At 73.6% G+C, this 26,338-nt stretch carries 21 protein-coding genes; 11 read left to right on the top strand and 10 right to left on the bottom strand.

The annotated features are described in order from the left end of the window. Nucleotides 1-105: 105 nt before the first annotated feature. Nucleotides 106-1,395 carry an LCP family protein gene (locus tag ABZ234_RS14215; protein ID WP_355012288.1) on the top strand — a complete coding sequence of 430 codons (1,290 nt, stop codon included), beginning with the start codon at nucleotides 106-108 and terminating at the stop codon, nucleotides 1,393-1,395. Between the two features lie 593 nt (nucleotides 1,396-1,988). On the opposite strand, the gene ABZ234_RS14210 is transcribed toward ABZ234_RS14215, so the two are convergent. Both ABZ234_RS14210 and ABZ234_RS14205 read right to left on the bottom strand, forming a co-directional pair. Then, nucleotides 1,989-3,206 (bottom strand): NADP-dependent isocitrate dehydrogenase, encoded by a 1,218-nt coding sequence (locus tag ABZ234_RS14210; protein WP_267948140.1) that lies wholly within the window; start codon nucleotides 3,204-3,206, stop codon nucleotides 1,989-1,991. A gap of 181 nt (nucleotides 3,207-3,387) precedes the next feature. Then, nucleotides 3,388-3,870 carry a DUF3017 domain-containing protein gene (locus tag ABZ234_RS14205; protein WP_355012287.1) on the bottom strand — a complete coding sequence of 161 codons (483 nt, stop codon included), beginning with the start codon at nucleotides 3,868-3,870 and terminating at the stop codon, nucleotides 3,388-3,390. A gap of 576 nt (nucleotides 3,871-4,446) precedes the next feature. Here ABZ234_RS14205 and ABZ234_RS14200 point away from each other — a divergent pair. Continuing rightward, on the top strand, nucleotides 4,447-5,052 hold the full coding sequence (locus ABZ234_RS14200; RefSeq protein WP_267948138.1) for an FHA domain-containing protein: 606 nt from the start codon (nucleotides 4,447-4,449) through the stop codon (nucleotides 5,050-5,052). 77 nt (nucleotides 5,053-5,129) lie between these two features. On the opposite strand, the gene ABZ234_RS14195 is transcribed toward ABZ234_RS14200, so the two are convergent. The 3 genes from ABZ234_RS14195 to purN are packed head-to-tail and all read right to left on the bottom strand — an operon-like array spanning nucleotide 5,130 to nucleotide 8,232. Further along, on the bottom strand, nucleotides 5,130-5,990 hold the full coding sequence (locus tag ABZ234_RS14195) for a bifunctional methylenetetrahydrofolate dehydrogenase/methenyltetrahydrofolate cyclohydrolase (protein WP_355012286.1): 861 nt from the start codon (nucleotides 5,988-5,990) through the stop codon (nucleotides 5,130-5,132). Between the two features lie 29 nt (nucleotides 5,991-6,019). Further along, nucleotides 6,020-7,588 (bottom strand): bifunctional phosphoribosylaminoimidazolecarboxamide formyltransferase/IMP cyclohydrolase, encoded by a 1,569-nt coding sequence (purH, locus tag ABZ234_RS14190; RefSeq protein WP_355012285.1) that lies wholly within the window; start codon nucleotides 7,586-7,588, stop codon nucleotides 6,020-6,022. Beyond that, nucleotides 7,585-8,232, bottom strand: a complete 648-nt coding sequence (gene purN, locus ABZ234_RS14185) for a phosphoribosylglycinamide formyltransferase (RefSeq protein ID WP_267948135.1) — start codon at nucleotides 8,230-8,232, stop codon at nucleotides 7,585-7,587. Before purN ends, purH begins: the two co-directional genes overlap by 4 nt. Before the next feature lie 384 nt (nucleotides 8,233-8,616). Here purN and ABZ234_RS14180 point away from each other — a divergent pair, with 384 nt between their 5' ends. The 9 genes from ABZ234_RS14180 (at nucleotide 8,617) to ABZ234_RS14140 (ending at nucleotide 19,600) form a co-directional block, all read left to right on the top strand. Then, nucleotides 8,617-9,009: a DUF4190 domain-containing protein gene (locus ABZ234_RS14180; protein ID WP_267948134.1), complete on the top strand. Its 393-nt coding sequence runs from the start codon at nucleotides 8,617-8,619 to the stop codon at nucleotides 9,007-9,009. A gap of 352 nt (nucleotides 9,010-9,361) precedes the next feature. Then, on the top strand, nucleotides 9,362-11,443 hold the full coding sequence (locus ABZ234_RS14175) for a lipopolysaccharide biosynthesis protein (protein ID WP_355012284.1): 2,082 nt from the start codon (nucleotides 9,362-9,364) through the stop codon (nucleotides 11,441-11,443). Further along, nucleotides 11,443-12,894 carry a ligase gene (locus ABZ234_RS14170; RefSeq protein WP_355012283.1) on the top strand — a complete coding sequence of 484 codons (1,452 nt, stop codon included), beginning with the start codon at nucleotides 11,443-11,445 and terminating at the stop codon, nucleotides 12,892-12,894. Before ABZ234_RS14175 ends, ABZ234_RS14170 begins: the two co-directional genes overlap by 1 nt. Further along, nucleotides 12,891-14,114: an aminoglycoside phosphotransferase gene (locus ABZ234_RS14165; RefSeq protein WP_330157598.1), complete on the top strand. Its 1,224-nt coding sequence runs from the start codon at nucleotides 12,891-12,893 to the stop codon at nucleotides 14,112-14,114. Before ABZ234_RS14170 ends, ABZ234_RS14165 begins: the two co-directional genes overlap by 4 nt. A gap of 179 nt (nucleotides 14,115-14,293) precedes the next feature. Beyond that, the gene (locus ABZ234_RS14160; RefSeq protein WP_267948130.1) at nucleotides 14,294-15,175 is read left to right on the top strand and encodes a sulfotransferase domain-containing protein; all 882 of its coding nucleotides are present in this window, start codon (nucleotides 14,294-14,296) and stop codon (nucleotides 15,173-15,175) included. Beyond that, nucleotides 15,172-16,767, top strand: a complete 1,596-nt coding sequence (locus ABZ234_RS14155) for a polysaccharide biosynthesis C-terminal domain-containing protein (protein WP_355012282.1) — start codon at nucleotides 15,172-15,174, stop codon at nucleotides 16,765-16,767. The genes ABZ234_RS14160 and ABZ234_RS14155 overlap by 4 nt, the downstream gene beginning before the upstream one ends. 236 nt (nucleotides 16,768-17,003) lie before the next feature. Continuing rightward, entirely contained in the window at nucleotides 17,004-17,462 is a 459-nt protein-coding gene (locus ABZ234_RS14150) for a UDP-N-acetylglucosamine--LPS N-acetylglucosamine transferase (protein ID WP_355012281.1), read from the top strand. Next, complete coding sequence (locus ABZ234_RS14145) at nucleotides 17,459-18,961, top strand: glycosyltransferase (protein WP_355012280.1); 1,503 nt, start codon at nucleotides 17,459-17,461, stop codon at nucleotides 18,959-18,961. The genes ABZ234_RS14150 and ABZ234_RS14145 overlap by 4 nt, the downstream gene beginning before the upstream one ends. A gap of 54 nt (nucleotides 18,962-19,015) precedes the next feature. Then, nucleotides 19,016-19,600 carry a GNAT family N-acetyltransferase gene (locus ABZ234_RS14140; protein ID WP_267948126.1) on the top strand — a complete coding sequence of 195 codons (585 nt, stop codon included), beginning with the start codon at nucleotides 19,016-19,018 and terminating at the stop codon, nucleotides 19,598-19,600. A gap of 90 nt (nucleotides 19,601-19,690) precedes the next feature. Here the strand turns inward: ABZ234_RS14140 and ABZ234_RS14135 are convergent, their stop codons facing one another. The 5 genes from ABZ234_RS14135 to cysD form a co-directional block, all read right to left on the bottom strand. Beyond that, on the bottom strand, nucleotides 19,691-20,797 hold the full coding sequence (locus ABZ234_RS14135) for a glycosyl hydrolase family 26 (protein ID WP_355012326.1): 1,107 nt from the start codon (nucleotides 20,795-20,797) through the stop codon (nucleotides 19,691-19,693). Nucleotides 20,798-21,024: 227 nt separating this feature from the next. Next, the gene (locus tag ABZ234_RS14130) at nucleotides 21,025-21,930 is read right to left on the bottom strand and encodes a sulfotransferase (RefSeq protein WP_344178949.1); all 906 of its coding nucleotides are present in this window, start codon (nucleotides 21,928-21,930) and stop codon (nucleotides 21,025-21,027) included. 239 nt (nucleotides 21,931-22,169) lie between these two features. Then, the gene (locus ABZ234_RS14125; RefSeq protein WP_267948124.1) at nucleotides 22,170-23,330 is read right to left on the bottom strand and encodes a S8 family peptidase; all 1,161 of its coding nucleotides are present in this window, start codon (nucleotides 23,328-23,330) and stop codon (nucleotides 22,170-22,172) included. A gap of 568 nt (nucleotides 23,331-23,898) precedes the next feature. Further along, a complete protein-coding gene (gene cysN / locus ABZ234_RS14120; protein WP_267950246.1) occupies nucleotides 23,899-25,167 on the bottom strand; it encodes a sulfate adenylyltransferase subunit CysN in 1,269 nt (422 codons plus the stop codon). Nucleotides 25,168-25,359: 192 nt separating this feature from the next. Beyond that, nucleotides 25,360-26,292 (bottom strand): sulfate adenylyltransferase subunit CysD, encoded by a 933-nt coding sequence (gene cysD, locus ABZ234_RS14115; protein WP_267948123.1) that lies wholly within the window; start codon nucleotides 26,290-26,292, stop codon nucleotides 25,360-25,362. Between the last annotated feature and the right edge of the window lie 46 nt (nucleotides 26,293-26,338).

The following is a 26,338-nucleotide window of genomic DNA, read 5'->3' as shown; positions in this document are numbered from 1 at the left end:
TCCCGGTTCAGGGACATCCGTGTGAACCCGGCTACTCTTTCTGCGATCAGACAGGGTGGAAGCGGCGACCGAGCGCTCCACGGCGCGGAGCAGATAGGCGATTCGATGGCTGACCGACGTAACCGGGGTGACGCCGGCTCGACCGGCGAACACGACCGGCAGGGCGTGTTCAGGCGCGGCGGCACCCCGGGCGGCGCGGACGAGTTCGAGAAGCTCTACCGGTCGCGCGAGTCCGAGCAGAGGGCGGTCGGCGGGACCCGGCGGCTCCCCTCCGCCGACGAGGTCCCCCCGCTCCGCCCCGAGCGGCCCAGGCGGCCCGAGCGGCCCAGGCGCCGCACCCACCACGCCGGCCGCGAGTACGACGGCACCGGGACCAAGCGGCGGGCGCGCGAGACGCGGCAGCGGCGGCTCCGGAACACCGTCGTGACCGTCCTCGTGGTCCTGCTCGTGATCCTCGTGGTGCCCCCCGCGGCGCTCTACTTCTGGGCGGACTCCCGGCTGGCCCGGGTGGAGGCCCTGACCGACTACGAGGGCCGCCCGGACCGCCAGCCCGGCACCACGTTCATGATCGTGGGCTCGGACAGCCGCGAGGGGATGGACGAGGAGCAGATGCGGGAGCTGGCCACCGGCAGCGCCGAGGGCCGCCGCACCGACACCATCATGGTCCTGTACATCCCCGACGAGGGCGAGCCGACCATCGTCAGCGTCCCCCGCGACTCCTACGTGCCGATGGCCATCCCCGGCTACGCCGACAACAAGATCAACACCGCCTTCGCCGACACCGTCTGCGGCACGGACGAGGCCGGCGAGGAGGTCTGCGGCGGCCCGGCCCCCCTCGTGGAGTCCTTCGAGCGCGCCTCCGGCGTGCGGATCGACCACTACGCCGAGATCGGCATGGGCGGCTTCGTCGACATCGTGGACGCCGTCGGCGGCGTGGAGCTGTGCCCCGAGGACGCCATGGCCGACCCCAAGGCCGGGCTGGACATCGAGGCGGGCTGCCAGACGATGGACGGCGGCACCGCGCTGGGCTACGTGCGCACCCGCGCCACCCCCCGCGCCGACCTGGACCGGATCGCCCGCCAGCGGGAGTTCTTCTCCGCGCTGGTCGCGGAGGCGAGCGCCCCGTCGACGCTGTTCAACCCGTTCCAGTCGCTCCCGCTGGTGACGGCGGGCACGGACACGTTCATGGTGGACGAGGGCGACCGCCTGCGGCACCTGGGCACCATGCTGCTGGCGATGCGGGGCGGCACCCAGACCACGGCGATCCCGGTGGGCAGCACCCCCACCCTCGACCAGGTGGGCTCGGTGGTGGTCTGGGACGAGGTCCGCTCGGAGGAGATGTTCTCCGCCATGCGCGAGGGCGAGCCGATCCCCGAGAGCGCGTTCGAGGACTGAGGGCCCCGGAGGGGCGGACCGCGGGCCGGGGCCGGCGGCGCACCGCTCCCGCCGGGCCGTCCGGGGAAAGGCGAAGGGCCCGCTGCCGAAGCAGCGGGCCCTTCTTCGTGACGTTCCGTACTGTGCGCGCCTACCCCCCAGCGGGCGCACGGCCGGCACGTCGGTTCGTGGTGCCGAGCGGGCTCTCACCCGCTCTGGCCTGCCGGTTCTCACCGGCGTGTCTCCACAATAGGTCAAAGTTCGCGTAAGGGGCGAATCCAGTTCACGTGTCCTACGTCGCACCGCCACGCCACCCCGCTGATCCGGCACCGCCATCCTCCCACCAGGAGGACCCGCGTGTACGCCGAACACGGGAAACACACCGGGAAACTTCCGCCGGTTTCCTTCCGCAAACCCCCGCGAACACCGCTTTCCCGACGCCTCGGACCCGACCGCGGGCCCGGGACACGGCAACGCCCGGGCGCCCCCGCGGTGGGGACGCCCGGGCGTGGCCAAGGTCTCACCCGGAGCCGGCCCGCGGACCGCCGGCTCATGGCGGCCCGTGACCCGTCCGGACCACGGCCTCCCGGACACGGGTTCCGGGAGCGCGCGGACTAGGCGAGGCGCTTGGCCAGGTTCTCGTCCAGGGCGGCGAGGAACTGCTCGGTGGTCAGCCACTCCTGGTCGGAGCCGACCAGCAGCGCGAGGTCCTTGGTCATCTGGCCGCCCTCGACCGTCTTGATGACGACGTCCTCGAGGGTGTTGGCGAACTCCAGGACCTTCGGGGAGTTGTCCAGCTTGCCCCGGTGCTCCAGACCGCGGGTCCACGCGAAGATGGAGGCGATCGGGTTGGTCGAGGTGGGCTTGCCCTGCTGGTGCTGCCGGTAGTGGCGGGTCACCGTGCCGTGGGCGGCCTCGGCCTCGACGGTGCGGCCGTCGGCGGTGCGCAGGACCGAGGTCATCAGGCCGAGCGAGCCGAAGCCCTGCGCGACGGTGTCCGACTGGACGTCGCCGTCGTAGTTCTTGGTGGCCCAGACGTAGCCGCCCTCCCACTTGAGCGCGGAGGCGACCATGTCGTCGATGAGGCGGTGCTCGTAGGTCAGGCCCGCCGCGTCGAACCGCTCCTTGAACTCGGAGTCGAAGATCTCCTGGAACACGTCCTTGAACATGCCGTCGTACGACTTGAGGATCGTGTTCTTGGTGGACATGTAGACCGGGTAGTCGCGGTCCAGGCCGTAGTTCAGGCTGGCGCGCGCGAAGTCCTCGATCGACTTGCGGAAGTTGTACATCCCCATCGCGACGCCGCCGCCCTCGGGGAAGTTGGCGATGTCGAACTCGACCGGCTGGCTGCCGTCGGCCGGGGTGTAGGTCATGGTGACCGTGCCGGGGCCGGGCACCTTGAAGTCGGTGGCCTTGTACTGGTCGCCGTGGGCGTGGCGGCCGATGATGATCGGCTTGGTCCACCCGGGCACCAGGCGCGGCACGTTCTCGCAGATGATGGGCTCGCGGAAGACGACGCCGCCGAGGATGTTGCGGATGGTGCCGTTGGGCGACCGCCACATCTTCTTCAGGCCGAACTCCTCGACCCGGGCCTCGTCCGGGGTGATGGTGGCGCACTTGACGCCGACGCCGTACTCCTTGATGGCGTTGGCCGCGTCGACGGTGATCTGGTCGTCGGTGCGGTCGCGCTCCTCGATGCCCAGGTCGTAGTACTTCAGGTCGACGTCGAGGTAGGGCAGGATCAGCCGGTCCTTGATGAAGGACCAGATGATCCGCGTCATCTCGTCGCCGTCGAGCTCGACTACGGGGTTTTCGACCTTGATCTTGGCCATGGCTGTGTGGCTGTCCCTTCAGTCTTCGCCACCGCCTCGTGCTGCGGAGGCGGCTTCCGGCCCGTGGCCGGAGCCGGTCCGCTCGCGCGGCGATCCCCTGATCCCGCCCGGCGTCCGTGCCTGCCGGGGATGCGGTGGCTTGTCGGTGTCGCAGTATCTCGACGTCAAGCTTATTAGACGCCTAGGAGGAGAGTTGCGGCGCCACCCACGCCAGCACGATCAGCAGGACCGCGAGGCCGACGAGGGTGAGCAGGTCGATCCAGCGGCGGCGGACCGCGAGCATGCCGATCCAGTCCTTGGGCAGGAACAGCCGGAAGGCCGCCGCCAGCAGCAGAGCGCCCGCGATGATCGCCGGCCCGCGCTTGAAGTAGGCCGCGGCCACGACCACGATCCCGGCCGCCAGGGCCGACATGACGAGCATGTACGGGACCTGGGAGAGCCAGTACGGCACCGCCGGCCCGGCCTGCCCGCCGCCCCCGGCGGCGGGGAGGGCTCCGGCGTCCGCCGCGGGGGCGGGGGCGCCGCCGGGCTCCAGGGGTCCCCCGTCCGGGGGCGTGTCCGCCGCGTCGGCGGCGCCCCCCTCGGGGCCCGCCGCGGAGTCCCGTGCCCCGTCGGGGCCGGCCCCCCGGGGATCCTCGTCCCGGGTCCCGCCCGTGTCCGCCACGTCCGTCCGCTCCACGTGTCCTGCCCGGCTCTTCGGTCCCACCCTGTCCACCGCGTCCCGACCCGTTCGCTTCCGAGGTTGCCTGGCCGCCGCGCGGCTCCGTTCACGGTCCTCCCCGGAACTGGCACAGACCGGCCACCCGCCGAGGCGGCGGTGTCCGAAACCGAACCGCCCCGGGAACGGCTCGCGTTCCTGGTGGCTCCGGCGGCACTGTGCCCGAAACACTCCGGTCCGTCCGGAGAAGACTCCGCCCATTGTAGTGATCCGCGTCGCGGTCTCCTCAGGGCTCACGGAAACGGCCCGGCTCTGCGCGCTCGCTTCTCCTGTCCGTTTCCCGCGTCCGGTTCGGCCACAGCACCGTAATTCCGCGTCTTATCCGTCTAACTCCGGAGTAAGCGCGTAGAACGCGTGGCTGCCGGGTAACCCAGCTGGAGATGAGTGCACCGGTGAGCGAGGACCACCCCCATGAAGCCCACTCGACACGTCGACCGAACCCCCGTCCCTCGGCAGCCACCCCTCCCCCACCGTCGCCCGCACCCCCACCGGCAGCGTCACCCCAGCCCGGGAGGAGTCACCGTGGACGGTCCCTACCTCCGGGTCGAAGAGACCGGGGACATCCGTCAGCTCACCGGCGAGGTCACCACGGTCGGCCGCGGTGAGGGCGCCGACATCCGGTTGAACGATCCGAGCGTCTCGCAGCTGCACGCCGAACTGGTCCGCCGCGGACCCTACGTCTACGTGGTCGACCTGGGGCTGTCGCGCAACGGCACCCGCGTCAACGGCCGGCCCATCGCCCGCCGCGTCCTCGACGAGGGGGACGTGGTGAGCTTCGGCACCGCGCGCTGCCGGATCGGCGGCCTGCCCCGCGAGCAGATCAGCCCCGACCTCGAGCTCCGCAGGGGCGCGGCCCCGGAGCTCACCCGGCGGGAGCTGGACGTGCTCACCGCACTGTGCCGGCCCGCCCTCTCCGAGGAGGCCTTCGTCGCCCCGGCGACCGCGCGCGACATCGCCGAGGCCCTGGTCGTGACCGAGGCGGCCGTCAAACAGCACCTGCTGCGCCTCTACCAGAAGTTCCGCATCCCCGAGGGGCAGAACCGCAGGACCCGGCTGGCCAACGAGGTCGTGGCCCTGGGCCTGGTCAGACCGATGCCCGTGAGCGGTTCGGCCCGCCGGGCGAGCTGACCCGGGCCGCCCGGCGCCCGGGAGCACGGGGGCGGCCCCGGGTTCCCCCGCGGCCGCCCCCGTGCGCGCTCCCCCGGTCAGGCCTCGGCTGCGGCCCGGCGCTCGGCGGCCTCCACCACGTTCACCAGCAGCATCGCCCGGGTCATCGGGCCGACACCGCCGGGGTTCGGGGACAGGTACCCGGCGACGTCCGCGACGTCCGGCGCGACGTCGCCGACCAGCCCGGCCTCGGTGCGGGAGACGCCGACGTCCAGGACGGCCGCGCCCGGCTTGACCATGTCACCGGTGATCAGCCCGGGCACGCCCGCGCCCGCCACGACGATGTCCGCGTTCCTCGTGTGGGCGGCCAGGTCGCGGGTGCCGGTGTGGCACAGGGTGACGGTGGCGTTCTCGGAGCGGCGGGTGAGCAGGAGCCCGAGGGGGCGGCCCACCGTGACCCCGCGCCCGACCACGACCACCTCGGCGCCCCGGAGCGGGACCTCGTAGCGGCGGAGGAGCTCCACGATGCCGCGCGGGGTGCACGGCAGCGGGGCCTCCTCCATCAGGACCAGCTTGCCCAGGTTGACGGGCTGGAGGCCGTCGGCGTCCTTGACCGGGTCGATCAGGCCGAGGACCCGGTTCTCGTCCAGTCCCCCGGGCAGGGGGAGCTGCACGATGTAGCCGGTGCAGGCCGGATCCTCGTTGAGCTCGTGGACGGCCTGCTCCACCTCCTCCTGCGTGGCGGTCCCCGGCAGGTCGCGCCGGATGCTCGCGATGCCCACCTGCGCGCAGTCGCGGTGCTTGCCGCGCACGTACGAGTGGCTGCCCGGGTCGTCGCCGACGAGCACCGTCCCCAGTCCGGGGGTGATGCCCTTGGCGTGCAGCTTCGCCACCCTCTCGGCGAGCTCCTCGCGAATGGACTTCGCGACGGCCTTGCCGTCCAGAACGATCGCGCTCATGCGTTACCCCTCGCTGCTGTGAAGCCGAATCAGTGGAAGAAGTGGCGGGTGCCGGTGAAGTACATGGTCACCCCGGCGGCCTTCGCGGCGGCGACGACCTCCTCGTCGCGGACGGAGCCGCCGGGCTGGACCACCGCCCTGACACCGGCGTCGAGGAGGATCTGGAGACCGTCCGCGAACGGGAAGAACGCGTCGCTCGCGCCCACCGAGCCGCTCGCCCGGTCGCCCGCGCGGGAGACGGCCAGCCCGGCGGAGTCCACCCGGTTGACCTGGCCCATGCCGACGCCGACGGTCGCGCCGCCGGAGGCGAGCAGGATGGCGTTGGACTTGACCGAGCGCACCGCCCTCCAGGCGAACACCAGGTCCGCGAGGGTCGCCTCGTCGGCGGCCTCTCCGCTGGCCAGCGTCCACGAGGAGGGGTCGTCGCCGGGGGCGTCGATCATGTCCCGGTACTGCACCAGCAGGCCGCCGCTGATCTGGCGGTTCTCGACCCCGGACCGGAACCCGCTCCCGTCGGCGACGAGCAGCCGGATGTTCTTCTTGCGGGTGAGGACCTGGAGTGCCTCGGGCTCGAAGGCCGGGGCGACGACGACCTCGGTGAAGATCTCGGCGATCTGTCCGGCGAGCTCCGCGCCGACGGGGCGGTTGGTGGCGATGACGCCGCCGTACGCCGACACGGGGTCGCCGGCGTGGGCCTTGAGGTGGGCCTCGGCGTTGTCGGAGCCGACCGCGATGCCGCAGGGGTTGGCGTGCTTGATGATCGCCACGCACGGCTCGTCGAAGTCGTGGGCGGCGCGCAGCGCGGCGTCGGCGTCCACGTAGTTGTTGTACGACATGGCCTTGCCGTGCAGCTGCTCGGCGCCGGCCAGCCCGGTGGCGGGCTCCCCCTCGACCGTGTAGAGGGCCGCCTGCTGGTGCGGGTTCTCGCCGTACCTGAGCACGTCCCGGCGCCGGTAGCCGACGCCGGTGAAGTCCGGCCAGCCGGACCCGGCGGCCTCCTCGTCGGGGGCGTAGGCGGCGGAGAACCACCCCGCGACCGCCGCGTCGTAGGTGGCGGTGTGCCGGAAGGCGAGTCCGGCCAGGCGCTTGCGCTGCTCCGGGGTGAACCCGCCGTCGCGCACCGCCTCCAGGACGGAGTCGTAGGCCGCGGGGTCGACCACGACCGCGACGCTCGCGTGGTTCTTGGCGGAGGCGCGCACCATGGCGGGGCCGCCGATGTCGATCTTCTCGATGCACTCGGCGTCGGAGGCGCCCGAGGCGACGGTGTCCCGGAAGGGGTAGAGGTTGACCACGACCAGGTCGAAGGGGGCGATGCCCAGCTCCTTGATCCTGGCGACGTGCTCGGGGTTGTTCTGGTCCGCGAGGAGGCCCGCGTGCACGGAGGGGTGGAGGGTCTTGACCCGGCCCTCCATGATCTCGGGGAAGCCGGTGACGTCCTCCACGGAGGTGACGGGGATGTCGGCGTCGCGCAGCCGTGCGGCCGTGGAGCCGGTGGAGACGATCTCCACCCCGGCCTCGGTCAGGCCGAAGCCCAGCTCCTCCAGCCCGGTCTTGTCGTACACGCTGATCAACGCACGCCTGATGGCCTGCTGGCTCACCGGTTCTCCTTCGTGTCGGTCGCGTCGGCGACGCTCTGCTCGGTGCGGCCGAACCGCACGTGCCTGCCGTCGACGGTCCAGCCCTCGCGGGCGAGCCGGCCGACCGTGTCGACCAGCATCCGCCGCTCCACGGCCTTGATGCGCTCGTGGAGGCTGGCCTCGTCGTCGTCGTCCTGGACGGGGACCGCGACCTGGTCGATGATCGGCCCGGAGTCGACGCCCTCGTCGAGGAAGTGGATGGTGGTGCCGGTGATGCGGACACCGTGGGCGAGCGCGTCACGCACCGCGTGCGCGCCGGGGAAGGAGGGGAGGAGCGCCGGGTGGATGTTGACCGCGGGGTGGCTGCCGACGACGGCGGGCCCGAGGATCCTCATGAACCCGGCGGAGACGACCAGGTCGGGCTCGTACCCGCTGATGTGCTCGGCCATGGCGGCGTTCCACAGGGCGCGGTCGCCGTAGTCGCGGAAGTGGGCGACGAAGGTCGGCACCCCGGCCCTCTCGGCGAGCTCGATGCCGCGGGTACCTCTGCGGTCGGCGCCGACGGCGACGACGGTCGCCCCGTAGCCGGGGTCCTCGGCCGCCTCCAGCAGGGCGGCCATGTTGCTGCCCGTGCCCGATATGAGGACCACAACTCGCGCGGACAAATGCTTCTCCCAGTGTGTAGAGAACGGTGCGGGAGCGGTCTCCCGGCTCCGGGGGCGCCGGGGGACGGCGCAGCATCCGGATGTCGCGTACGCCCCGCACGGAACCCGGGGCCGGGCCCCGCGTCGTGTGGGGGCGCCCCACCCGCACCCCGAGGAGCAGCCTCCAAGGGCGGTCGCGGGTGACGGCCGGGCCCGCTCGGCCCGTCCGCGTTCCCACCCTATCGGGCCGGGTAGCGTCTACCCACGGGGAGTCGGCGTTGGCGCCACTGTGACGGGGGCCGCCACGGCTCCCGGACCAGCCCCGGGACCACCGAGACCCGGCATGCTCCGCCCAGGCGTGAGCGGCCCACCACGCCCCGGCGGGGCGTCCGTAAGGAGAGAACCTTGACCGACAACAGCCCGGAACCGCGAACCGAGGGGCAGCCTCCCAGAGTCGAACGAGGCGGCCTGTGGGGTCTGTTCTTCGGAGCGGCCGGCCTGCTGCTCCCTCCCTACGGGGCCGTGCTGTCCGTGTTCGGCGTCGTGCAGGGTTTCCGGGCGCGGAGAGCGGCGAGACGGAACCGCACCCAGGCCCCGGGAGCCCTGCTGAGCGTGGTCGTGGGAGTGCTCGGCGTCGTGGTGTCGCTGGCCCTGACCTCGGTCTTCGTGGTGTACCGCGACCAGGTGACGGAGTTCCGCGACTGCTCGGCCCGCGCGCACACGGTGACGAGCCAGAAGGTGTGCGACGAGGCGTGGGAGTCGTCCACGGGCCTGCCGCCCACGGTGGTCGCGGCCTGACGGCCCCTTCCGGCCGCCCCTCCCGCCGCGGCCGATCCGCCGGCCGCGCCCCCGGCGCGGGACCCGCGCGTCCCCCCTCCGCCGGGCCGCCGGGCGGCCCGCGGCCGCCGCACGCCCCCTCCCCTTCGTGGTACGGGGTCCCCACCCGATGACCCTGTGTGAGGGGGCGGCGGAAGCCGCCCGGCCGCCCCCTCGGACACCCGCAGACCCCTCCCGCACGCGGGCCGGGCTTTTCCGGCCGCCGCCCCGGTGAATCGACTGTTTTCCCCAGTGTCTGCCACCCCCAAAGGGACTACACTTAGTATGCAATCGTTCACTAAAAGTGTTGACCACGCCTGCGCGAGAGGACTCGATGGACAGCGACGTCCCCGGATCGTCCGGACCGGAACTCAGGGAGTACACGGCGCTGCTGCGCCGCCGCTGGCGGCCGGTCTGCGCCGGGGTGGTCGGCGGGCTGGTCCTCGCCACCGCCGCGGTCCTCGCCCTGCCCTCCGTCTACACCTCCGCCACGTCGGTGCAGGTCCGGCCCACCGGGCTGGAGCGGTTCACCGGAGAGCAGTCCGGGCGCCTCGCCGGGGACGTCAACCTCGACACCGAGGCACAGGTCCTGGTGTCGGACCAGGTGTCGGCCGTCGTCGCCCGGACCCTGGCCGGGACCGGATCCGGTCCGGCGCCGACCACGGCCGAACTGCGCGAGCGCGTCGAGGTCAGCGTGCCCCCCAACAGCAACGTCCTGGAGATCCACTACTCGGCGGGGAGCCCCGAGGCCGCCCGGGCGGGCGCGGAGGCCTATGCCGACGCCTACCTCGCCCTGCGCCGGGCCCGGGTCGACGACCTGATCGACAGCCGGTTGGAAGCACTGCGGGCGGAGCAGGAGAACCGCTACGAGGCCCTCGCCGAGGCGGCCGGGGACGGTACGGCCTCCCCGCAGGCCACGGCCCGGGCCGACGCGCTGCGCCAGGAGATCACCGACCTCGGCAACGGGATCAGCCCGCTCAGCGCCCTCCGTGAGACGGTCAGCCCCGGCTCCGTGATCACCCCGGCCGGGCTCCCGGAGAGTGCGAGCAGCCCCGTCCCCGCGCTGTGGCTGGTCGGCGGCGCGGCCCTCGGGCTCGTCGCGGGCCTGCTCGCGGCCGTGGCCCGGGACCGCCTCGACCCGCTTCTGCGCGACACCGAGGAAACCGCCCGCGTCGGGCGGCTGCCGGTCCTGCTCGACCTGTCCGCCCGTTCGTCCCGGTCCCCGTCCGACCGCTCCCCCGGCCTGCTGGGCGAGGAGGGCGGCGGCCAGCGGGTCAACGAGTTCGCGCACCTGGTGCGCGCCCGCCTCGCCGTCCCCGCGGCCGGCCCGAACGGGGAGTCCAGCGGCGCCGGGCTCCCCGAGCGGGCCGGGACCGCCGACGACGGGCCCGGCCGTGTCATCCTCGTCGCCGCGGGCACACCGGGCCGGGCGGGCGCGGCGACGGCCGTCAACCTGGCCGCGGCCCTGGCCCGCACCGGTTCGGAGACGCTGCTGGTCTGCTCGGACCCGAGGACGGACACCGTCGGCGAACTGCTCGGCCTGCCGGAGGGGCCCGGCCTGGCCGAGGCCCTGCTGGAGGGCGAGGACCCCGGGGACCTGGAGGTGCGCCCCGACGCGGTGCCCCGCCTGCGCGTCCTGCGCCACGGGAGCCCGGGACTGACCGCGCCGGTGCAGGGGACGGCCATGACGGAACTGGTGCGGCTGCTGCGCACGAACGCCGACTACGTGGTCGTGTCCGTCGCGGCGGTGGGCGAGCGCGCCGACGCGCACGCCCTGGCCGGGGCGGCCCACCTGCTCCTGCCTGTGGTCGAACTGGACCGGACCCGGCGCGCGGACCTGGTCGGCCTGCTCACCCTCGCGGACCGGTTCGGGGTGCCCGTCCCGGGCACCGCGGTGCTGCCGGCCCAGCCGCAGGCCGGGCCCGCCCCGGTCGCCTCGGCGGGGCCCGCGCCCTCGGAGGACGGGCCGGCCCCCGCCTCCTCCGAACCGGAGGAGGCGGACCCCGAACCCGGGAACCCGGACACCGGGGACACCGGGCCGGAGACCGCGGTCCCTCCGGGCGGCGAGGGCACCGAACCGGACGTCGTGGTCCCCGCGGACACCGCCGAGGCCGCGGCGGCCGTGAAGTTCGCGTACACCGCCGAGGCGTGGGACGCCCCGTACACCACGGAGGCATGGGAGAGCTCCTACACCGCAGAGGCCTGGGAGACCGCGTACACCGCCGAGACGGCGGAGACCGACCCGGCCTCCCCGGTGGCCGGGGTCCCCGGCGGGTCCGCCGAGAACCCGGAGAGCGCAGAGGGCCCGGGAAACGCCGAGAACCCGGTGGACGCGGGGGACCCGCAGAACGCAGGGGCCCCGGGGGACGGCGGTCCCGCGTCCGTCGACACGTCCGCCTCCGGAGCCCGGCGCTGATGGCAAGAGACTCGTCCGCCCGCGGCCCCCGGGCGTCCGCGACCGTTCCCATGGGCCCCTGGACGGTACCGGGTCCCGCCCGGGCGTCCGTGCCCGGTCCCCTGCCCGGCGCGGACGCCCCCGGCGCCGCCGGGCGCCCCGTGGTCTGGCTGCTGGCCGGGTACCCGCTCTGGTGGGCGCTGGGAATGGGGCAGTTCGCGTACTGGCTCTTCGCGGTGCCGATGGCCGCCGAGCTCGTCCGCCGCCACCGGACGGCGGGCCTGCGGGTCCCGCCGGGGTTCTGGCTCTGGGCCCTGTTCCTGGTGTGGTCGCTGCTCGGCCTGCTCCTCGTCCCGCTGGACATGCCCGGCACGGTCCCGGGCGGCGGGGGCTACGGCGGCGCCCTCCTGAGGGTGGTCAACTACCTCGTGCTGACCGTGCTGCTGCTCTACGTCGGCAACCTGACCGAACGGGAGCTGCCCGCGCGGGCCGTCGTGTCGGCGCTGTCGGTGCTCTGCCTGGCCACGATCGCCGGCGGCTACCTGGGGATGGCGGCGCCCCGGTTCGAGTTCACCGCGCCGCTGGAGTACCTGCTGCCGCCGGGGCTGGCCTCCGACGCGTACATGCAGGCCCTCGTCCATCCCGCGTCCGCACAGGTCATGGACATCTTCGGATACGACTCGGCCCGCCCCAAGGCCCCTTGGGAGTACACCAACATCTGGGGGTACATGCTCTCCCTGCTGCTGGTGTGGCTGGTGGTGGGCTGGGTGGTCCAGGGGACCGGCTGGATCCGCTGGGGCGCATCGGCGGCCGCCGCCCTGGCGGTGGTCCCCGCCGTGTACTCGCTCAACCGGGCGCTGTGGGCGGGCCTGGCGCTCTCCCTCGCCTACGGCGCCGCGCTCGCGCTGCGCCGGGGCCGGGTGGTGCTCGTGGGGACCTGCGCGGCAGCCGCCGTCGCCGCGCTGCTGGTCCTGGCGGCGTCGCCGCTCGCGGACGTGGTCAGGGCGCGCGCCGACACCCCGCACAGCGACGACGGCCGGGCCGCCACCAACGCCGCGGCCGTGGAGGCGGCCGACCTGTCGCCCGTCATGGGGTGGGGCACCACGAGGGAGTCCCAGGGCAGCCCGGACTCGATCGCGGTCGGCCCCACGTCGGAGTGCCCCGGCTGCGGCCAGCACGTCATCGGCAACGCCGGGCAGCTCTGGATGACCCTCATCACGACCGGCTGGGTGGGCGCCGCCCTCTCCACCGGGTTCTTCGCGTTGGTCGCGTGGCGCTACAGGTCGACGGCCTCACCGGTGGGACAGGGCGCGCTGCTGACCGTGCTGCTGCTGTTCTGGTACATGTTCTTCTACGTCGCGCTGATGTCCCCGCTGGCGGTCACCATGGTCGCCGTCGCCCTGCTGTGGCGGGACGGCGAGCCCGGACTCCGGCGGCGCGGGGCCGCGCGCACACGCGGAGGTCTGCGTTGAACAGCGAGACGACCTATCTGACCGACCTCGCCGCGGTGCTGTGGCCGTGCGGGGGGCTGCTCGGGCCCGGGGACAGGGGCATGCGGCGCCGGGTCCGCCGCGACCGCGGCAACCAGTACCTGCCGGTGCCCAGCGCCCACAACCCCCGGGTCATCCTGCCCGCGTACAACCGCTCGGCCGCCACCCGCGGCATCACGTCCTTCGCGCAGGGGCACTCGCTGCGGGAGAGGGCGCGCACGCTGCTGCTGACGGGGGCGTTCGCCACCGGGATGGCCCCGCTCCTCCTCCGCGACCGCCTGTACGTGGGCGCGGGCCCCGGGATCGAGCACGCGCTCACCGCCGCCCTCGACCGCGACCTGTCCATCGCGATCCACGTCGGTCCGCCCAGGGCCAACCGCAAACCCGTCCTGCTCCTGCTCACACCGGGCGGACGGACCATCGGCTACGCGAAGGTCGCCGTCAACGACCTGACCTCGCGCCTGGTGCGCGCCGAGACGCGGGCCCTGCGGCACCTCGCCGGGTCCCCCCTGAGGGACGTGACCGTGCCGCGCCTGCTGTACGAGGGGGAGTGGAACGGCCACCCGCTGCTGGTGCAGGAGGCCCTGCCGGTCGGGGAGCAGACGGACCGGCCCACCCGCCGCCAGCTGCTGCGCTGTGTCACGCAGATCACCGCGGTGGCGGGCGTGCGGGAGCTGAGGCTCTCCACCAGCCCCTACCGGCACTCGCTGGAGGAGCGGATCGTGGCGCTGGGCGCCCGGCCCGAGGCCGCGCCGCTGCGCGCCGCCCTGCGGCGGCTGCCGGACGTGCGCGTGCCGTTCGGGGCCTGGCACGGCGACCTCACCCGGTGGAACATCGCCAGCACGGCGCGGCGCGCGTTCGTGTGGGACTGGGAGCGGCTCTGCCTGGACGCCCCGGCGGGCTTCGACGCCCTGCACTACGACCTCAACGAGTGCGTGCAGGCCGGGGTCCACCCCGGCGTGCACCGGTGGCTGGACAGCGGCTCGCGGCTGCTGCGCGACCCGCTCATGTCCGGGACCGGGCTGCGCCCGCACACCGTGTCCACCGTCATGGCGCTGTACCTGATCGACCTGGCCACGCGCTACCTGCACGACCGGCAGGCCGAGAGCGGCGGCCGCCTCGCGGCCGTGGACGACTGGCTGCTCCCCGCGCTGGAAGGGCTCCAGGAGAGAGCCGCCCACGAGGCCGCCGGTCCCGCCTGACCCGGGACCCGCGTCCCCGCGGCGGCGCGGTGAGGGGACCGCGCCGCCGACACGCCACCGACACCGGGCCGCGACGGCCGCCGGCGCCCGCACCGGCGCACGTCCGCGGCGCCTGCCGCCGGAACCGCCCGCCGGGCGCCGGCGGACACCACGTCCGCAGACCAGAGAGGGACCACCCGATGCCGCGGAACACCTCCCCCGCACTGCTCCACCGCCTGGCAGCTCCTGCCCGGCGGGCCCTCCTGCCCCTGGCCGACGGCCTGGGCGGGATGACCAGCTCCGCCCGCGCCGTTCCCGATTTCCTGATCTGCGGCGCCCAGCGCGCGGGCACCACGTCGCTGTTCAAGGCCCTGGGCCGGCACCCGGCCGTGACCGGCCCGACCCTGCGCAAGGGCGTCCACTACTTCGACACCGGGTACGGCCGCGGCCTGGACTGGTACCGGTCCCACTTCCCCCTGCGCGCGACCCTGCGGGCACGCCGGGGGCGGCCCGGGGTGAGGGTGTTCGAGTCCAGCCCGTACTACCTGTTCCACCCCCTGGCCGCCGAGCGCATCGCCCGGACCCTGCCCGAGGTGCGGGTGGTCGTGATCCTGCGCGACCCGGTGGAACGGGCGTACTCGGCGCACGCTCACGAGTCGGCGCGCGGGTTCGAGACCGAGCCCTTCGCCCTCGCCGTGGAACTGGAGGCCAAGCGGCTCTCCGGCGAGGAGGAGCGCCTCGCCGGGGATCCGGGGTACCGCTCGCACGCCCACCAGCACCACGGGTACGTGGCGCGCGGGCACTACGCGGACCAGCTGCTCAGGATGGAGCGGCACCTGGGGCGCGACCGGATCCACGTGGTGGACCACGCCGACCTCTTCGACGGGACGGCGCGTGCGCTGGCCGGGATCGAGCGGTTCCTGGGGCTGCCCCCCGGTCCGGGGGAGGCCCCGGGGCGGCACAACGCGCGCGAGCGCGCGGGGATGCCGGAGGGGCTGCGGGCGGAGCTGACGGAGCGGTTCGCCGAGAGCGACGCCCGCCTGGCGGCCTGGTGGGGGCGCACACCCTCGTGGCGCGCGTGACCGACACCGCGGACCGGCGGGACGCGGGCGGGACGGCCGGGCCGGGGGCGGGCCTGCGCCCCGTCCTGCGCGGCGGCGTCGTCAACATGGCGGGGGCCGTGGTCGGGGCCGGGCTGAACCTCCTCCTGATCGTGGCCATCACCAGGGCGTTCTCGCAGGAGACGGCGGGCCTGCTGTTCTCGGCGACGTCGGTGTTCCTGATCGCGGCGGTCGTGGCGAACCTGGGCGCACCGGACGGGCTCGTGTACTTCATCGCCAGGATGCGCGTGTTCGGCCGGCCCGGGGGCGTGCCCCGTCTGCTGCGGCTGGCCATGGGGCCCGCCGTCGGCGCCGCGTGCGTCCTGGCGGGAGCGCTGCTGGTGTTCGCCGAGCCGATGGCCGGCGCCCTGGGGAGCGGGGAGGCCGCGGCCTACCTCCGCCTGCTGGCGGTGTTCCTGCCGTTCGCGGTGCTCACCGACTCCGCGCTGGCGGCGGCGCGCGCGCACCACGACATGGCCGGCACCGTGCTGGTGGACCGGGTGGGGCGCCCGCTGGCACAGCTGGGGCTCGTGGCGGGGATCGCGGTCACGGGATCGGCCGGGCTGCTGGCGCTGGCCTGGGCGGGGCCGTACCTGCCCGCCGCGGCGCTGGCGTGGTTCTGGCTCGGGCGGATCCTGCGGGGTGCGCGGCCCGGGGCGAGCCCGGGGCACGGGCCGGGAGCGGGCGCGGACCGGGGGGACCGGGCTCGCGAGGAGCCCGCCCCGGCGGGGGGCGCCGGGGCCCCTGAAGCCGCCGGGGCCGAGCCGGTCTCCGCCCGGGAGTTCTGGACGTTCGCGCTCCCCCGCGCGCTGGGCGGGCTCGCCCAGATGGGGGTGCAGCGCGGCGGCGTGGTGCTGGTCGCCCTCCTGAGCGGCCTGGCCGGCGCGGCGGTGTTCACGGCCGCCACCCGGGTCATGGTGGTCGGCCAGTTCGGCACGCAGGCGGTGCTGTTCGCCGCCCAGCCGAGGTTCGCCGAGCAGGTGGCGACGGGGGACCACGAGGGGATCAGGTCCCTGTACCGGGCGGGGACCGCGTGGCTGCTGTGTGTGACAGGGCCGCTGTACCTGTCGGTGCTGGTGTTCGCCCCGGAGGTGATGCGGCTCTTCGGACCGGGCTACGCGGAAGGGGCGACGGCGCTGGTCGTGGTGTGCGCGGGGCAGCTGATGGGGTCCGTGCTGGGCATGGGCGACCTGATCCTGACGATGACGGGACGCACCGGGCTGAACCTCCTGAACAACATGCTGTCGCTGGCCGCGAACGTGGCCGTGTGCGTGGCGCTCGTGCCGTGGGCGGGGGCCACGGGGGCGGCCGTGGCCCTGGTCGCGGCGGTCCTGGTCCGCAAGGCGCTCCCGCTGTGGCAGCTGCGGTCACAGGTGGTGCTGCACCCGTTCGGCCGGCCGGTGGCGGCCGCCGCGCTCAGCGCCGTGCTGTGGTTCGGCGCCCTGCCCCTGCTGGCGGACGCGGTGGTCGGCGGCGGATTCGCGGCGGCAGCGGCCCTGACCGCGGGCGTCCTGGGCCACGCGGCGACGGTGTGGTCGCTGAGGGGGCTTCTCGGCCTGCGCCCGCGCGGATGAACCGCGCCGCCGGCCCCGGTCGCGGGCGGTTCGTGCGTCTCCCCCGCCCTCGGGCCGCGGACGGCTCGGGCGCGGGCCCCGGGGTCCGCGCGCCCTGCCCCGGAGCCGCCCTTCCCGGACCGCGTGCCGTGTGGCCGCGCCGCGGCGCCCGATCGTCTCCGGGCGCCGCGGCGACCCGCGCGGCACGGGGCGCCGACCATCCGTATGACTACTCTCAGTTATGGAATGATGACAACATGTCTGCATCCCCGGTTCTCCTGGTGGCCTCCAGCGGTGGTCACCTCACCCAGCTGTGCTCGCTCCGCCCCTGGTGGCAGGGGCGCGAGCGCGTGTGGGTGACCTTCCGGACCCCCGACGCCGAAGCCGCCCTCGACGGCGAGCGGGTGCACTGGGCCTTCCACCCCACCACGCGCGACGTCGGCAACCTGCTGCGCAACACGTGGCTGGCCCTCAGGGTCCTGCGCGAGCGGCGCCCCTCCGCCGTCGTCACGACCGGCGCCGGGGTGGCCCTGCCGTTCTTCGCCCTGGCCTGGCTGCTGCGGATCCCGACCGTCTACATCGAGGTCTACGACCGCATCGACACGCCGACCCTCACCGCGCGCCTGTGCCGGCCCTTCACACGCCTGTTCCTCACCCAGTGGGAGGAGCAGCGGACCTTCATGCCGACCGCCATCACGGTAGGACCGCTCCTGTGACAGAACAGACCACCCGTCCGACCCAGAGGCCCGAGGCCGGCGACCACCCCGACGTGGTCGTCAGCATCGGCACCGACCACCACGCCTTCGACCGCCTGGTCCGGTGGACCGACGACTACGCCCGCCGCCACCGGGACCTGAGCATCCTGGTGCAGCACGGTCACAGCACCGCGCCGGAGGTCGCCGCGGGCACGCCCTTCCTTCCCGGCGACGAACTCGGCGCCCGCATGCGGGAGGCGCAGGTGGTCGTCACCCACGGCGGTCCGGGGACCATCGTCCAGGCGCGCCGGGCCGGGCACCTGCCCGTCGTCGTCGCCCGCGACCCCGAGCTGGGCGAGCACGTGGACGACCACCAGCTCCTCTTCGTCCGCCGTCTGGAGCAGGCGGGCCGGGTCCGCGCCTGCTCCAGCCCCCAGCAGCTGTCCGCGCTCATCGACGAGGCCCTCGCCTCGCCGGAGGCGTTCCGCGTCCGCCCCTCCGCCGACGGGGGCCCGGAGCGGGCGGCGCTGCGCGCGGGGGAGCTGATCGACCTGCTGACGGACACCTGCGCCGGCCCCGGCGCACCGGAACCCGCCGTGCGGCCCGCCGGCGCCTGGCCCGAGGTGACCGTGGTGGTGCCCACCCGGGACCGCCCCGAGCTGCTGCGCCGCACCCTGCGCGCGGTCGAGGAGCAGGAGTACCCGGGCCGCATCACCACGATCGTGGTCTTCGACAACGACCAGCCCGACCCCGCCCTGGCCCGCGCCGACGGCGAGCGCCCCGTGCGCGTGGTCACCAACACCCTCACCCCCGGCCTGGCCGGGGCCCGCAACACCGGCGTGCTCGCGGCCGACACCGAGCTGGTCGCCTTCTGCGACGACGACGACACCTGGATGCCGGGCAAGCTCCGGGCCCAGGTGGAGGTCATGCGCGCCGAGCCGGGGACCGAGATGGTGTGCTGCGGCATCAGGGTGGTCTACGACCGGGTCGAGGCGGAGCGGAGCCTGGACCGCACCAGCGTCACCTTCGGCGACCTGCTCGCGTCGCGGCTGACGGAGCTGCACCCGTCCACGTTCCTGATCCGCCGCGGCGCCATGCTCGACGGGTGCGGGACGGTCAGCGAGGAGATCCCGGGCAGCTACGGCGAGGACTACGAGCTGCTGCTGCGGCTGGCCAGGCGCGCGCCCATCCGCAACATCCCCGAGCCCGGCGTACGGGTCCTGTGGCACCGCCGCTCCCACTTCGCCGGCCGCTGGCAGACCATCTCCAAGGCGCTGCGCTGGCTGCTGGAGCGCTACCCCGAGTTCCGGCTGGTGCCGCGCGGCTACGCCCGCGTCGCCGGGCAGATCGCGTTCGCGGAGGCGTCGGCGGGCCGGCGCGGGGCCGCGCTCGGGTGGATCGGCGCCACCCTCCGGCACCGGGCGGCCGAGGGGCGCGCCTACCTGGCGCTGCTGGTGGTGTGCGGTGTGCCGCCCGGGTGGATCACGCGCGCGCTCCACCTGCGCGGGAGGGGTGTGTAACCTCGTATGCCGTGTCCCGGGCCCGTCCGGGACACGGACGAGACGGGGGAGCACATGGTCAGGGAAGCTGCGGTCGGGGACGTGGAGCGGGCGGCGGACACGCTCGCCGCGGCCTTCGCGGACTACCCCTTCACACGCCACACCATCTCCGCCGACGACCACGCGGCCCGGCTGAGGGAGTTCCAGCGGCTCTTCCTCGCCGAGATCGGCCTCCCGCACGGCCGGGTCCTGGTGTCCGAGGGCCTGGACGCCGTCGCGGTCTGGACGACCCCGGACTCCGGCGGCGCGGAGGCCGTCATGGAGCGCCTGCTGCCCACGTTCGTGGAGCTCGCGGGCGATCGGGCCGCGGCCTACGCCGCGGCCGAGGAGGAGATGGGCCGCCACCGCCCGGCGGAACCCGTGTGGTTCCTGGGCACGGTCGGCGTCCACCCGGGCTCGCAGGGGCGGGGTCTGGGGCGCTCGGTCGTCGCCGCCGGGCTGCGCGAGGCCGACGCGGCCGGGGTCCCCGCCTTCCTGGAGACCTCCGCGTACGGCAACGTCGGCCTCTACGAGTCCCTGGGGTTCGCCGTGACCGCGGAGTACGACCTGCCGGACGGCGGTCCGAGGACCTGGTCCATGGCCCGGCCCGTCGGGGGCTGAGGCGCCTCCCCCCGGCGGACCGCCCGCGCCCGCCCCGTTTCCCGTGCCGCGCGCCCCGGGCGCCCCGCGGGGCGCCCGGGGCCTCCCGCCTCAGTCGCGCCGGGCGGCGTCCTCCGCGAGGCGCCGCACCCGCTCGGGCAGGCGCACGTACGGGTCCTGTCCGGCCAGCTGGAACCCCCGCTGGGCGTACTCGTTGGCCCCGATGCGGAAGTCGCACCCCGGGGTCAGCTCGTTGTCCCACATCTTGACCGCGCGCACCCGCTCGTAGCGGCGCAGGACGTCGGGGATCTCGGAGTACCACTCCAGGGTCTCGCGGGGCCCGATGTCGGTGGTGCCCATCTCGCCGATCATCACCGGCTTGTCCGGGTCGATGCCGTGCGCGGGCCCCTCGGTCTGGATCCAGTCGTAGGCGGGGCGCAGGGCCTCCTCGAACGAGTGGGTCTCGGTCCAGTTCGGCTGGGCGTCGCAGGTGGACATGTTGTACGCCTCCCAGCTGATCCAGTCGACGTAGTCGTTGCCCGGCCAGAGCCCGGGGAGGCGGTCGAGGTTGGCCTCCCACCCGGTCACGTTCCACACCCAGATGGCGTTGTCCGCGCCCTCGGCCCGGTAGAGGTCCACGATGCGCCTCCAGGAGGCCACGAACTCCTCGGGCGTGCCGCGCTTGTTGTAGCGCCTGTTGGCGTCGGCCTCGTGGTCGAAGGTGACGAAGTAGGGCACGCCCAGCTCGGCGATGCCGCGCGCCTGGGACCGCAGCTGCTCGTCGAACTCGCCGTCGGCGATCGACGCGTAGGAGACGGCCGGGTGTCCCGGGCGGGTGAAGCGGCGGGCCTCGATGTTGGTGTGCACGAACTTGCCCTCGGCGGCCATGCTCCGCTCGCGCCGTCCGGGGATGTCCGCCTGGTCGATGCCGCGCCAGGTGTACACGATGTCCATGTCGCGGTCGGCGGCCTGCTCCAGCTGCTCCACCCGGTTCTCGTAGGGGCTGGCCCCCCACCAGACCCCGCAGGAGGGCTCCAGGATCTCCGACACCGTGCAGCGGTACTCCGTCGCCGCGGGCAGTCCGAGGAACGTCGCCGCGTCCTCGGACGGCGTGTCGGGCGGGACGGACCGGCGGTCGGGGGCCGCGGCCTCCCCCGGTGGCGCGCTCGCGGCGCCGACAAGTGTCATGGCGAGGGCGAGTGCCCCCGCGGCCGCCATGGCCCGTACCGGTCCCCTGTCCACTTCGAGCCCCCTAGCCAGAAGAAACACAACCCAGAGTGTTCACTTGACTACTATACGTTACAATTTCGGCACGCAACACCCTCACCCGGCCCAACGCGACACGTCCTCGGAAATCGGACCCCGCCACGGCACAAGCCCCGGGACACGGGCGGGAGGAAGCCGCGGACGCGCCGGGAACGGGAGCCCGTTCCGCCACGGGGACCTCAGTATCCGTAGCGCCTTCGGGACGGGGCCGTCACCGCGGTCACCAGGTGGCGCCGCCAGGGCGCCAGGGACTCCCGCCACCCGTGGTCGGCACGCACGCCGATCCGGCCCGCGGTGAACCGCATGGGGTTCCCCGACACCGCGTGGCCCCCGGAGAGCCGGCCGCTCCCCCCGGCCGCCAGCGGGCCGCCCGCGCCCCCGGTCTCGCCCGTGTAGCCCGAGAACGCGGCGATGCGGGCGAACTCCGCGCCCGGTTCGGCGACGAAGTCCTCGTAGCGGACCCTCAGGGTGGGGGTGCCGAGCCCGGCGAGGGCGTCGAACGCGGCGTTCTGGGCCATCCACTGGACCGCCGCGCGTCCGGCGGAGTACCTCGCCATCTCCGGTTCGCTGCTGGCCTCGCTCGCGTCCGGGCGGATCGTCCTCTTGCCCCAGGAGTGGGCGACGGCGCGGGGGTCGCGCACCACGTGCAGCAGCCGCATCCGGGAGCCGTAGCGCAGGCGCAGGCACGCGGCCAGGGAGGCGTGCTTGCTGGCGTCCACGATCACGCGCGCGCCGCTGACCCGGGACACGGCCGCGTAGAGGCGGTGGTAGAGCTCCGTGTAGCGGTCGCAGCGGGCGGAGAGGCGGCCCTCGCGCGCACCGTCCAGCAGGGCCGGCAGGAACCGGGTCCGGTCGACCCCGTCCTTGAGCCGCAGCACCTGTCCGGCGTCCAGGCGGCCCCAGCCGCCGAACGCCTCCTCGCCCACGTCGGTCCAGAAACCGCACTCGGAGAACGGCCGGCCGCAGCCGCACCTCTCGTTCTCCACCAGCCCCCGGCGCCACAGGTGCACGATCTCGCCCACCGAGCAGAACCCGGGCAGCTCTCCGAGCAGCAGCTCGATGAGGGTCGACCCGGACCGGCCCATGCCGCCGACGAACACCAACCGATAACCGTCATCCACACCCTCAGACTATTACCACCGGTCACGATCCGACATCGGAACGCGACGACCCGCCGGGGGGCGGGCCCCGGCGGGAAGTCGTTTCCCGGAGACGGCGAACGGCCCCGGTCGGGGAGGTCACGCCCCGACCGGGGCCGTTCGTGCTCTCACTCAGGCGTCATGGGGCGGGCTGTGGACGCGCGGGGTCTCCACAGCCGCTCCGGCTACAGGCCGGTGACGTTGAGCAGCAGGTTGACGGTGCCGGAGGGCACGCCGCTCAGCTTGTCGGCGCTGGCGTTGGCGACGAGCCAGTCCTGGATGGTCGCCTGGTCGTCGTCGCCGACGCTGCTCTTGTAGAGCGCCGCGGCGCCGGCCACGTGCGGGCTGGCCATCGAGGTGCCGTCGTAGGAGTCGGTCCCGCCGCCGGGGACGGTCGACTCGACGTCCACGCCCGGGGCGTAGATGTCCACGTCCTCACCGAAGTTGGTGAAGTAGGCCGAGGTGTCGGTCGCGTCGGACGCCGCCACCGTGGCCACGCCGTCGGCGCCGCCCGGGGAGACGTTGCCGGCGTCCTGGCCCTCGTTGCCCGCCGCCACGGCGACGAACACGCCGGCCGCGGCGAGGTTGTTGACGGCCTCGTCCAGGGTCGGGGAGACCGGGCCGCCCAGGGACAGGTTCGCGACCGAGTTCGGACCGGCGTTCTCGGCGACCCAGTCGACGCCCGCGACGACGTCGTCGTAGGAGCCCGAGCCGTTGTCGTCGAGGACCTTGACGCCGAACAGGTCGGCGCCGGGGGCGACGCCGTAGGTGTCGGAGCCGATGGTGCCGGCGACGTGGGTGCCGTGGCCGTTGCCGTCGCCGCCGTCGCCGCCGTACGCGTCGAACGCGGACGAGGCGCGGCCGCCGAAGTCCGGGTGCGAGGCGTCGATGCCGGTGTCGATGATGTAGGCGGAGACGCCGGAGCCGTCACCGGTGGTGCTGTACGAGCCGTCCAGGGGGAGGTCCTCCTGGTCGATGCGGTCCTGGCCCCAGGTGACGGTGGTATGCGCGACGCCGACCTCCTCGACGTAGGCGACACCGTCCTGCGCCCGCAGTTCCCGGACCTCGGAGGCGCTCAGGCTGGCCGAGTACCCGTTGAGGACCTCCTCGTAGGTGTGGTTCACCTGGTCGGAGGAGATGCCGAGGGACGACGCGCTGACGGAGGAGGCGCTGAGCGAGTCCTCCAGGACGACGAAGTAGTCGCCGCCGGCGGCGGCGTCGCTGGTGTAGAGGGGCGCGAGCTCGTCGGCGCTCGCGGAGGCGGCGCCGGAGAGAGCGAGGGGGAGGGAGAGGGCACCGGCAGCGGCGACGCTGATCGCCACACGCCGAGTGGTGTGCTTCTGCACTCTTATTCTCCTTGTTGGGGGTTTGGGAGTGGGAGGTACACAGTGAGGCATAACCAAGTGTGTTCACTCGATTGCACCCTTCCTGCGATTCGCTACCTTAGTAACCTTCTCTCCTTTATGCCAGGGTTAGAGCGAAGTTTTTTTACGTCCAACGAACACGCCACCCCCGCCGCACGGGGCGATCGACACCGCACCGACCTGCCCACATGCCTCAGCGCATCCGCGTGGACACAGCCCTGTAGTGGGAAAACGCCATTCACTCCGCCGCTCGCGACACCCGGTACCACCGACACTGAAACAGGGTTTTACGATCGGAAACCATTTCGTAAGAATCCGAATGTCTCCGCCTTCGTCTCGGAAAACTCCGGCGCCCCGCACACGGGTCGGCCCCGGGCGGGGGCGCCTCCGCGCTCCCCCTCGACCGGTCCGGACCGGTCCTGACCACACCTGGCGGAGGGGGCTCCCGGGAACACGGCAGGGGGCCGCCCGAAGGCGGCCCCCTGCTGCGGGGTCCCCGGTCCGCCCCTCCTCCGTCCCCCGCCGCCGGGGGACGGAGGAGGGGCGGTCCCTAGTCGGTCTTGACGACCATCCCCGCTCCGACGGTGGTGTTCGTGGCCTCGTCGATGAGGATGAACCCGCCCGTCTGCCGGTTCCGGGAGTACTCGTCGACGAACAGCGGCTGGGTGGAGCGCAGGCGCACCCTGCCGATCTCGTTCAGGGCCAGGTGGTCCGCCTGCTCGTCGCGGTGCAGCGTGTTGACGTCCAGCCGGTAGCGCAGGTCCTTGACGACGACCTTCGCCGTCCGGGTGGTGTGCTTGACGAGGAGCCTGGAGCCCTGGGTGAGCTTGCGCGCGTCCGTCATCCAGCAGACCATCGCCTCCAGGTCCTGCGTGACCGCCGGGGCGTTGTTGGGGCGGCAGATCATGTCGCCCCGGGAGATGTCGATCTCGTCCTCCAGCAGGAGGGTGACCGACATCGGCGAGTAGGCCTCCGCGACGTCCCCGTCCGCGGTGGCGATCCTGGCGATGCGCGTGTTCAGGCCGGAGGGCAGGTGGGTGACCTCGTCGCCCGGCTTCAGGACGCCGCCCGCGAGCTGGCCGGCGTAGCCCCGGTAGTCGTGCAGCTCGGGGTCGTCGGACTTGTGCGGGCGGATCACGTACTGCACCGGGAAGCGCGCGTCGATGAGGTTGCGGTCGGAGGCGATGTGCACGTTCTCCAGGTGGTGCAGCAGGGAGGGCCCGGTGTACCAGGGCATGTTCTCCGAGCGGGTCACCACGTTGTCGCCGTGCAGCGCGGAGATCGGCACGAAGGTGAGGTCGCGGGCGTCGAGCTTGGTGGCGAAGTCGCTGAACTCCGCCTTGATCTCCTCGAACCGCTCCTCGGAGTGGTCCACCAGGTCCATCTTGTTGACCGCCAGCACCAGGTGCGGGACCTGGAGCAGGGTGGTGAGGAACGCGTGGCGGCGGCTCTGCTCCTGGAGCCCCTTGCGGGCGTCCACCAGGATGATCGCCAGGTCGGCGGTGGAGGCGCCGGTGACCATGTTGCGCGTGTACTGGATGTGCCCGGGGGTGTCCGCGATGATGAAGGTGCGCCGGGGCGTGGCGAAGTAGCGGTACGCCACGTCGATCGTGATGCCCTGCTCGCGCTCGGCCCGCAGGCCGTCGGTGAGCAGCGCCAGGTTGGTGTGCTCCTCGCCGCGCGCGGCGCTGGTGCGCTCCACGGCGTCGAGCTGGTCCTCGAAGATCGACTTGGAGTCGAAGAGCAGGCGGCCGATCAGGGTGCTCTTACCGTCGTCGACGGAGCCCGCCGTCGCGAACCGCAGGATGTCGTTGTTCATGCTTGCCTGGTCCAATGTGGGAAGTGTGGGCGGCTCAACAACCGGATGGCGGAGGCGGTGGCCCCGCGCCGGAACGTCCGTCGGCTGGCGGGCGGTCGGCGGGCGGCCGGTTCCGCGGCGCCGGTGTCCGTAGGGATGGTGGAGCCCGGTGGGGCCGGGGCTGTGCCGGAGGCGTCCGGCGGGACGGGCGGGCTAGAAGTAGCCCTCCTTCTTGCGGTCCTCCATCGCGGCCTCGCTGGCGCGGTCGTCGGCCCGGGTCTGCCCCCGCTCGGTGATCCGGGTCGCGGCGATCTCCGCGATGATGTCGTCGATCTCCACCGCCGTGGACCGGACCGCCCCCGTGCACGTCAGGTCGCCGACCGTGCGGTACCGGACGGTCTCCTGGAACGGGACCTCGGTCTCGTCGCGCCGGATGATCGGCGAGTCGGCGAGCAGGATGCCGTCCCGCTCGAAGACGCGGCGCTCGTGCGCGAAGTAGATGGAGGGCAGCTCCAGCCGCTCACGCCGGATGTAGGCCCACACGTCCAGCTCCGTCCAGTTGGAGATCGGGAAGACCCGGATGTGCTCGCCGCGGTCGATGCGGGTGTTGAACACGCTCCACAGCTCGGGGCGCTGGTTCTTGGGGTCCCACTGGCCGAACTCGTCGCGGAAGGAGAAGACCCGCTCCTTGGCCCGGGCCTTCTCCTCGTCGCGCCGGGCGCCGCCGAAGGCCGCGTCGAAGCCGTTGTCCTCGATGGCCTCCAGCAGCGCGGAGGTCTGGAGCCTGTTGCGGCTCGCCCAGCGCCCGGTGGGCTCGGAGACCTTGCCCGCGTCGATCTGCTCCTGCACCGAGGCCACCACCAGGCGCACCCCGGCCTCGGCGACCCTGCGGTCGCGGAACTCGATGACCTCGTCGAAGTTGTGGCCGGTGTCGACGTGCATGACGGGGAACGGGACGGCTCCGGGCCAGAACGCCTTCTCCGCGAGGCGGAGCATCACGATGGAGTCCTTGCCCCCGGAGAAGAGCAGCACCGGCCGCTCGAACTCCGCGGCCACCTCGCGCATGATGAAGATCGCCTCGGCCTCGAGGACGTCCAGCTGGGAGAGCTGGTAGCGCCCGGGCGCCTGCTGACTCGCCTGACCCATGAATCCGCCTTAGAGATACCGCACGGCCGACGGCGCGGGGGTCCTT

This window comes from Nocardiopsis sp. NPDC006198 (assembly GCF_040613895.1).
Classification (GTDB): Bacteria; Actinomycetota; Actinomycetes; order Streptosporangiales; family Streptosporangiaceae; genus Nocardiopsis; species Nocardiopsis tropica.
Note: the sequence above shows the minus strand (reverse complement) of the source record. Positions and strands in the feature narration are given on the sequence as shown.

What these genes read in the sequence shown, in the direction of transcription:
- ABZ234_RS14215 (WP_355012288.1), top strand. Translation starts at nt 106, where the DNA reads ATGGCTGACCGACGTAACCGGGGTGACGCCGGCTCGACCGGCGAACAC.
- ABZ234_RS14210 (WP_267948140.1), bottom strand. Translation starts at nt 3,206, where the DNA reads ATGGCCAAGATCAAGGTCGAAAACCCCGTAGTCGAGCTCGACGGCGAC.
- ABZ234_RS14195 (WP_355012286.1), bottom strand. Translation starts at nt 5,990, where the DNA reads ATGAGCGCGATCGTTCTGGACGGCAAGGCCGTCGCGAAGTCCATTCGC.
- ABZ234_RS14175 (WP_355012284.1), top strand. Translation starts at nt 9,362, where the DNA reads ATGGACAGCGACGTCCCCGGATCGTCCGGACCGGAACTCAGGGAGTAC.
- ABZ234_RS14170 (WP_355012283.1), top strand. Translation starts at nt 11,443, where the DNA reads ATGGCAAGAGACTCGTCCGCCCGCGGCCCCCGGGCGTCCGCGACCGTT.
- ABZ234_RS14160 (WP_267948130.1), top strand. Translation starts at nt 14,294, where the DNA reads ATGCCGCGGAACACCTCCCCCGCACTGCTCCACCGCCTGGCAGCTCCT.
- ABZ234_RS14150 (WP_355012281.1), top strand. Translation starts at nt 17,004, where the DNA reads ATGTCTGCATCCCCGGTTCTCCTGGTGGCCTCCAGCGGTGGTCACCTC.
- ABZ234_RS14140 (WP_267948126.1), top strand. Translation starts at nt 19,016, where the DNA reads ATGGTCAGGGAAGCTGCGGTCGGGGACGTGGAGCGGGCGGCGGACACG.
- ABZ234_RS14135 (WP_355012326.1), bottom strand. Translation starts at nt 20,797, where the DNA reads ATGGCGGCCGCGGGGGCACTCGCCCTCGCCATGACACTTGTCGGCGCC.
- ABZ234_RS14130 (WP_344178949.1), bottom strand. Translation starts at nt 21,930, where the DNA reads ATGGGCCGGTCCGGGTCGACCCTCATCGAGCTGCTGCTCGGAGAGCTG.
- cysN (WP_267950246.1), bottom strand. Translation starts at nt 25,167, where the DNA reads ATGAACAACGACATCCTGCGGTTCGCGACGGCGGGCTCCGTCGACGAC.
- cysD (WP_267948123.1), bottom strand. Translation starts at nt 26,292, where the DNA reads ATGGGTCAGGCGAGTCAGCAGGCGCCCGGGCGCTACCAGCTCTCCCAG.